Here is a 7,693-nt window from a genome sequence, read left to right on the forward strand (position 1 = left end):
TTTCAGACGTGGCCAACATCCTGATCGTGGATGACGACCCGGCCGTGCAGATCACGATCCGGCTGCTTCTGGAGCGGGCCGGCCATCACGTCACCGTTGCCGGCGACGGCCGCAAGGGACTGGCGCTGTTCGAGGCCAGCCAGTTCGACCTGCTTTTTCTCGACATCTTCATGCCTGGCATGGACGGGCTGGAGACGATGCGCCACATCCGGGCGCAGCAGCCGGCCATTCCGATCATCGTCATCTCCGGCCGTTCGATCACGCCGGAGGCCTATGCCGAGCCGGATTTCCTGAAGATGGCGACCAAGCTCGGCGCGGTGGCGAGTCTGCAAAAGCCGTTCCGGCCGGACGCACTGCTCGCCGCGGTCGACGGCTGCCTGAAATCCGCGCCATCGCCTTCGGCACCGCAGCCCGATGCCGGCTCCCGCAGCCGATGACGGGGCCATCCATGAGGTGCGATCACGGAATGGTCGGGAGCATTCTCGACGCGGCGCGAAGGCCAACATGACCCTCGCAACCCGGCTGGCCATCGCAATGATCCTGCTGGTCGCGGTGACCGTGGCCGCGGTCGGCTGGCTGGGCTATCGCAACATCACGCAAGCCGTCATTCCGCGCGTCCTGGAGCGGGTCGAAGCCCAGTCGCGCCTGCTGGCGACCAATCTTGAATCCTACGTTGGCGGCGTTCGCGGCGATCTGATCGGCTATCGCTCCGCCGCGGCAATCAACGGCCTGATCCGCGCGCATATCGGTGGAGGAACCGACGCGCTCGACGGCGTATCGGAGCAGGTCTGGCGCGAACGCATCGCCACGCGGCTCGCCGCCGAGATCGAGGCCAAGCCCAGCTACGGGCAGTTTCGCATCATCGGCCTTGACGACGACCAGCGCGAACTGGTCCGCGTCGATCGCTCCGGCCCGAACGGGGGAGCGCGGATCGTCCCCAACAGCGAACTGCAGCGCAAGGGCGAGCGAGCCTATTTTCAAGAGACGATCCGACTGGCCCCGGGCGAGATTTATGTGTCGCCGATCGATCTTGCGACCCGCCAGGGCGGGACCACGGAGCTGCACGTTCCCACTTTGCGGGTGGCGACGCCGCTGTTCACGCCGGACGGCAAACCGTTCGGGATCATCATCGCCAATATTGACATGCGTCCGGCACTCGACCGCATCCGCTCCTCGACGAATTCAGGAGGAGAGATTTACGTCGTGAATTCGCACGGCGACTATCTGGTCCATCCCGATCGCGCGCGGGAATTCAGCTCGTTGCACGGTCAGCCCGCCAACTGGCGCAGCGATTTTCCGTTCTTTTCCGACATGGCCGGCACGTCGGCCCTGTCCACGCACCTCATGACCAATCGGTCGGGCCGACCCAGCGGTGCGGCGATCGCACCGGCACTGCTGGCGGGCAAGGAATGGGTCGCAATCGTCGTGATCGTTCCCCCGTCCGTCTTCGGCCGCGTGCCGGCCGCCATTCAGAAGACGTCCCTGCTCGTCGGCGTGCTTGCCGTCCTCGCCGCCGCCGCACTCGCGGTGCTGCTGGCGCGCTCCCTGACGCGCCCGATCGGACGCCTGACCGCAGCGGTGGAGGCGATCGGCCGCGGACAGCCAGCCGACATTCCCGTCGATGCAAGCGGCGAGACCGGCGTGCTGGCGCGGGCTTTTGCCCAGATGGTCGAGGAGACGCGGGCGAAAACGGCCGCCCTCGAGCGCGAGGTCCGGGAGCATCGCCGCACCGAGGCCGCACGAAGCCACCATGCGGAGCGCGAGCGCTTGTTCAGCTCCGCCGTCGAATCATCCGACGACGCAATCGTGATGCAGTCGCTCGATGCCGTCATTACGGGCTGGAATCCCGCAGCCGAGCGTCTCTATGGCTATCCGGCGAGCGAGGCGATCGGAAAATCAACCTCGATCATCGTCCCGCCCGACCGCCGCGAGCACGGCAAGGACTATCTGGCGCGGATCGCCCGGGGCGAGCCGATCGAGCGGTTCGAGACGGTGCGCCTGCGCAGGGACGGCACGCCGGTCGAAATCTCGCTCAGCCTCTCGCCGATCAGGGGCCCTTCGGGCGAGATCATCGGCGTCTCCGGGAGCGCCCGCAGCCTCACCGAGGCGCGGCGCGCCGAGCGGACGCTGCAGCAGCAGCTCGAGGAGCGGCGGCAACTTTTCGACACCTCGCAGGATCTGATCATGATCATGGATTCGCGGGGGCATATCGTGCAGGTCAGCCCGAGCTGCGAGACCATTCTCGGCTACCGGCCCGACGAGATGATCGGCCGCAGCGGCGTCGATTTCATCCATCCCGCCCATCTCGATCTATCCCGCGAAGAAATGCGCGCGCTCAGGCGCGGCGGCCACCCGAAGCTCGCCGACACCCGCTGCTTCCACAAGGACGGGCGCGAGGTCTGGCTGTCCTGGCTCGGCAGCTGGTCCGATCAGGCCAAGCGATTCTTCTTCGTCGGACGCGACATGACCGAGGCGCGGCTCGCGGACGAATCCTTGCGCGAGAGCGAGCAGCTCGCGCGCAACATCGTCGAGACCGCGCTCGACGCCTTCGTCCAGACCGACGAACGCAGCACCATCCTGAACTGGAGCTCGCGGGCCGAAGAGCTGTTCGGCTGGCGGCGCGACGAGGTGCTGGGCAGGAACGCGGTCGACCTGATCGTCGCCGAAAGCGAGCGCGAGCGGGTCAAGGTCGGCCTCGCGCGCTTCCTCGAATCCGCGGACGGCCAGACGCTCAACCGTCGCCGCGAGCTCATGGTCCGCCGCCGCGACGGCAAGGACTTCAAGGCCGAGCTGAGCGTCACGGCGCTTAGACGCCGCGAAGGCGTTCTGTTCAACGTGTTCTATCGCGACCTCACCGACAAGATCGCGTCCGAGGAGCGCATCCGTCACGCCGAGAAGATGGAGGCGGTCGGTCAGCTCACCGGCGGCGTGGCGCATGATTTCAACAACATCCTTACGGTCATCACCGGGACGATCGAGATCCTGGCCGACGCTGTGGCGAAGGAGCCGGAGCTTGCGGCGATCACGAAGATGATCGACGAGGCGGCCGGGCGCGGCGCCGAGCTGACCCAGCACCTGCTCGCCTTCGCGCGCAAGCAGCCGCTCCAGCCGCGCGAGATCGACATCAACGCGCTGATCATCGACACCGCAAAGCTGCTGCGGCCGACGCTGGGCGAGCAGATCCAGGTCGAATCGGTGTTCGAGGACGAGAGCTGCGTCGCGATCGTCGATCCCAACCAGCTCACCACCGCGATCCTCAACCTCGCGCTCAATGCCCGCGACGCCATGCCCGGCGGCGGCAAGCTGATCGTGGAGACGGGCGCGGCCTATCTCGACGAGGTCTATGCCAGCGTCAACGACGTCCGGCCCGGCCATTACGTGCTGATCGCCGTGAGCGACACCGGGACCGGCATTCCGGCGGGCATGCTGGCCAGGGTGTTCGACCCCTTCTTCACATCGAAGGGGCCAGGCAAGGGCACCGGCCTCGGGCTCTCGATGGTCTACGGCTTCATCAAGCAGTCCGCAGGACACATCAAGATCTACAGCGAGGAAGGCCACGGCACCACGATCAAGATGTACCTGCCGCCCGGCAAGACCGCGACGGCGGTCGGCGAGGGCGTGACACCGGCGGCGATCGAGGGCGGTCACGAGACGATCCTGGTGGTCGAGGACGATCGCCTGGTGCGCGACTACGTGCTGGCGCAACTGTATTCGCTCGGCTACGTCACCTTGCAGGCTGCGAATGCGGCGGAAGCGCTCGCGATCGTCGCCGCCGGAAAGCCGTTCGACCTGCTGTTCACCGACGTCATCATGCCCGGCAAGATGAACGGCAGGCAGCTCGCCGACGAGCTGATGAAGACCCGCCCCGATCTCAGGGTGGTCTATACGTCGGGCTATACCGAGAATGCGATCATCCATCACGGCCGGCTGGATTCGGGCGTGCTGCTGCTGGCCAAGCCCTATCGCAAATCGGATCTGGCGCGGATCATCCGCAAGGCGCTGAGCGCCTGAATCGGGCGAGGCTCGCAATCTCGTGTCCCGGACGCACCGCAGCGTGCGACGCTGCTGTGCAGAGCCGGGACCCAGAACCAACGTCTAGCTGGAAGCAATGATGGCCCCCGGCTCTGCAGCGCACCACTGCGTGATGCGCTGCGTCCGGGGCACGAGAGAAGAGCGCGCCGCTTACGACGCGCGTTGCGCCGCGGTCATCACGATGCGGATCAGGTCGGCGGCGTTGCGGGCACCGAGCTTCTTCATGATGTTGGCGCGGTGGTCCTCGATGGTACGCGGGCTGATGCCGAGGGTACGGCCGGCTTCCTTGTTGGAGGCACCGGCGGCGAACTGCTCCAGCACCTCGCGCTCACGCCGCGTCAACGGCTCGCGTCCGGGGAAATGCAGCGAGCCGAATTTCGGCGCGGCGTTCTCCGCCTGCCTGCGTGCATAGGCGCCGATGGCCTCGTCGAGCCGGCCGACGATCTCGCTGCCGCGGAACGGCTTCTCGATGAAGTCGAGCGCGCCGCTTTTGATGGCGCCCACCGCCATCGAGATGTCGCCCTGCCCGGAGATCATGAAGATCGGGGCCGGATAGTCCTCGCCGTGCAACTCCTTCAGAATGTCGAGACCCGACTTACCGGGAATGTGCACATCGAGCAGGATCGCAGCGGGTGTACGGTTTCGCGCGACTGAGAGCAGCGCTGCGCCGTCCGCGAAGCAGATCACTTCATAGCCCGCCGCCTTCAACACCATCGACAAGGTGTCGCGAACGGCAGGGTCGTCGTCGACTACGAAGATTTCACCGCGAGAGGTTTGTTCGGCCATGTGCCATGTCCAATTGGCATGAGAGTCCATTCGGCATTGAGGACTCGCGTCCGCGCCAACCTTTATGGCGTTCGGCGCGGATTCGGCCCACCCGTATTTGTACGGGACATGGACTTAACGCACAAGTAGCGGCATGGCGCCTAATTGCGGGAGACGGAGAATATCCATGCTAAATTTTGCCGGTGCGCCACCTCTCGTCACGACGCGCGAGGCCGACAGCCGCCAGTTGATTGCGGCCGACCTGCGCTGCCTGATCGCACAGGTCGAGAGCAGTATGCGCCTGATCGACGCAGCCATGATCAACGCGAGCCTGGAGCCGGACGGCAGCGGCGATCCGGCCGGTTCCGCCGATATCGTCGTGCTCGACGACGTCACGCCGCGTTATGCGACGGCGAGCGCCGCCCTCAATGCCTGTCGGGCGGGCCTTGGCCACGCCCTGCAATGTTTGTCGGAATCCGGCAACCCGGCCTAGGACTCCGCGGCCGATCGCATGGCAGCTCCGCGCCTCAGGCGCGGTGCCGTTCCACGATCGCGTCGGTGGCGACACCTCCCCAGGTGTGGATCGCCGGCAGGCCCATCGCGATCTTGCCGAGATTGGCGAGGCTGATGCGCAGGGCCGCCAGGTCGAGCGGCTTCGGCAGGCTCTGAAGCTCGATCCCGACCGAGCGGGCGAAGCTGCGGGCGGCGCTGCGGCGCTTGCCGTCCATGCCGCTGATGACGATCACGGCGCCGGCGAATTTCGCCTCCGCCATCTCGCGCAACACGTCGATGCCGTCGCCATCCTCCAGCACGAGGTCGAGCGTCACGCAGTCGAAGCGGGCGGCGCGAAGCTTTTCGATCGCCTCCGCCACCGACGGCGCCACACTGACCTCGTGGCCGGCCTGCTTGGCGGCGACGGTGATCAGGCTGCGCTGCGTGGCGTCGTCATCGACCACCAGGAGCTGAAGCGCGCGCCGCTCGGTGCCATCGGGCAGGTTTGACGTGACGGGAGAGAGGGAACTTCTGGGCATTACCGTATCCTGAGATTGAGACCCGTCATGGATACACGGTTCACGCTTAGGCGACGTAAAGTCGGTACGGCGAATTCATCCGGAAGTTTCAGCAAATATGAACCAACGCGGCAGAAAGCGGCGACGGGCTATGCCGGGATCACGCAGCCTCGTCGCGGCCGCCGGCCGCGCCGCGCTTCTTCCGGTTCTTGCCGCGCAGGAACTGGATGTCCATCTCCGCGCCGTTGACGCGGACCAGCTCGCAGCGGCGATAGGCAAGGCCCGTGGACGACAGCAGCAGGAAGAACTCCTTCAGGTTCAGTCCCTGGATCGAGCCTTCGACCGTGAGGATGGCGTCGGTATCGGAAATGGCGTTGAGCTTGCAGTCGCGGCGCCAGGTGCCGTCGATGGCCATGATGCAGACATCATAGCCGCGACTGAACGTGACGCGCTCCCCGCCTTTTCCATCCTCGGCCATCGTCAGCGTCCCGCCATCACCGCCACGCGCGGCGCGACACCGGCCAGGGCCGGCTTGGCTGCGGCCGCGCGCGGATCGTTCGGCTTGTAGAGGCCGCGGCGCTCCGGAATCGGACGGAACGTGTCGGTCAGCCCGACCACGGTTTCGGCTGCGCCCAGCACCAGGAAGCCGTCGGGCTCGATCTGGCGCGCCAGGCGGTTGAAGATGTTGATCTTGGTGTCCTGGTCGAAATAGATCAGCACGTTGCGGCAGAAGATGACGTCGAACGTGCCGAGCTGGGCGAAATCGTGCAGCAGATTGAGCTGGCGATGCTGGATCATCGCCCGCAATTCGGGATTGATCTGCCAGGTCTCGCCGGTCTGCTTGAAATATTTCATCAGCATCTGGATCGGCAGGCCGCGCTGGACTTCGAACTGGCTGTAGATGCCGGACTTGGCCTTCTCCAGCACCTCCTGCGACAGGTCGGTCGCGATGATCTCGACGCGCCAGCCGGTCAGGGCCGCGCCCATCTCCTTCAGGCACATCGCCAGCGAATAGGGCTCCTGCCCGGTCGAGCCGGCAGCGCACCAGATCCGCACGCTGCGGCGGCCCGCACGCGCCTTGATCACTTCGGGCATGATGTGGTCGCGGAAATGATCGAACGGGACCTTGTCGCGGAAGAAGAAGGTCTCGTTGGTGGTCATGGCTTCGACCACGTTGGTGATCATCTCGCGCGAGCCGCTCTGAAGCTTCTGCACGAGATCATTGATGCCGGCGAGCCCGGCCTTGCGGGCCAGCGGCAGCAAGCGGCTTTCGATCAGATATTGCTTGTCTGCGGACAGGTCGAGCCCTGAATTGTCCTTCAGGAACTTGCGCAGATACTCATACTCGGTCGGGGTCACGGATGGCCTCTTCGAAGCTGTACTGGAACACTCTGGCCAAAGCACTTCGGCCAGACACACTCAGACCATGGCTTGTCCGACCGGGAGCAAACCAACCTCAGCGAATTTGTCGGCGATGATGTCTTTGTCGAAGGGCTTCATGATGTACTCGTTGGCGCCGCCGCTGAGCGCCTGAGCGATGTGAGCCACGTTGTTCTCGGTGGTGCAGAACACCACTTTCGGCTGGTCGCCGCCGGGCAGGCGGCGCATGTGGCCCATGAACTCGAAGCCGTCCATCACGGGCATGTTCCAGTCGAGCAGCACCGCATCGGGCAGCTGCCGCTGGCAGATCTCGAGCGCCTTGGAACCGTCCTCGGCCTCGGTGACTTCGAATTCCAGGCCTTCCAGGATCCGGCGCGCGATCTTGCGCACGACGCTGGAATCATCGACCACCAAACAGGTCTTCATTTCGGTTCTCCGGCTTCGATGTTTCGTTGGCTTACGCAGCCATCTGCACTTCGGTCTTCAGTTCGAGCACGCGATCGACG

8 protein-coding genes are annotated in these 7,693 nt (G+C 65.4%); 3 read left to right on the forward strand and 5 right to left on the reverse strand.

Annotated features, from left to right (window positions below):
• Positions 1-8: 8 nt before the first annotated feature.
• The gene (locus PMI42_RS19500; protein ID WP_008137232.1) at positions 9-437 is read left to right on the forward strand and encodes a response regulator; all 429 of its coding nucleotides are present in this window, start codon (positions 9-11) and stop codon (positions 435-437) included.
• Entirely contained in the window at positions 415-4,011 is a 3,597-nt protein-coding gene (locus PMI42_RS19505) for a PAS domain S-box protein (RefSeq protein ID WP_035966134.1), read from the forward strand. Before PMI42_RS19500 ends, PMI42_RS19505 begins: the two co-directional genes overlap by 23 nt.
• A gap of 171 nt (positions 4,012-4,182) precedes the next feature.
• Here PMI42_RS19505 and PMI42_RS19510 read toward each other — a convergent pair whose 3' ends face one another.
• Positions 4,183-4,818 (reverse strand): response regulator transcription factor, encoded by a 636-nt coding sequence (locus PMI42_RS19510; protein WP_008137236.1) that lies wholly within the window; start codon positions 4,816-4,818, stop codon positions 4,183-4,185.
• A 166-nt stretch (positions 4,819-4,984) separates the two neighbouring features.
• Here PMI42_RS19510 and PMI42_RS39715 point away from each other — a divergent pair, with 166 nt between their 5' ends.
• Positions 4,985-5,290, forward strand: coding sequence for a hypothetical protein (locus PMI42_RS39715; RefSeq protein ID WP_008137238.1), 306 nt, complete (start codon positions 4,985-4,987; stop codon positions 5,288-5,290).
• A gap of 34 nt (positions 5,291-5,324) precedes the next feature.
• Here the strand turns inward: PMI42_RS39715 and PMI42_RS19520 are convergent, their stop codons facing one another.
• From PMI42_RS19520 to PMI42_RS19535, 4 genes are all read right to left on the reverse strand, one after another.
• Positions 5,325-5,828, reverse strand: coding sequence for a response regulator (locus PMI42_RS19520; RefSeq protein ID WP_008137240.1), 504 nt, complete (start codon positions 5,826-5,828; stop codon positions 5,325-5,327).
• Positions 5,829-5,967: 139 nt separating this feature from the next.
• Positions 5,968-6,285, reverse strand: coding sequence for a hypothetical protein (locus tag PMI42_RS19525; protein ID WP_008137241.1), 318 nt, complete (start codon positions 6,283-6,285; stop codon positions 5,968-5,970).
• Between the two features lie 2 nt (positions 6,286-6,287).
• Positions 6,288-7,166, reverse strand: coding sequence for a CheR family methyltransferase (locus PMI42_RS19530; protein ID WP_008137243.1), 879 nt, complete (start codon positions 7,164-7,166; stop codon positions 6,288-6,290).
• Between the two features lie 60 nt (positions 7,167-7,226).
• Positions 7,227-7,613 carry a response regulator gene (locus tag PMI42_RS19535; RefSeq protein WP_008137245.1) on the reverse strand — a complete coding sequence of 129 codons (387 nt, stop codon included), beginning with the start codon at positions 7,611-7,613 and terminating at the stop codon, positions 7,227-7,229.
• Between the last annotated feature and the right edge of the window lie 80 nt (positions 7,614-7,693).

Source organism: Bradyrhizobium sp. YR681 (assembly GCF_000282615.1).
In the GTDB taxonomy this organism is placed as follows: domain Bacteria; phylum Pseudomonadota; class Alphaproteobacteria; order Rhizobiales; family Xanthobacteraceae; genus Bradyrhizobium.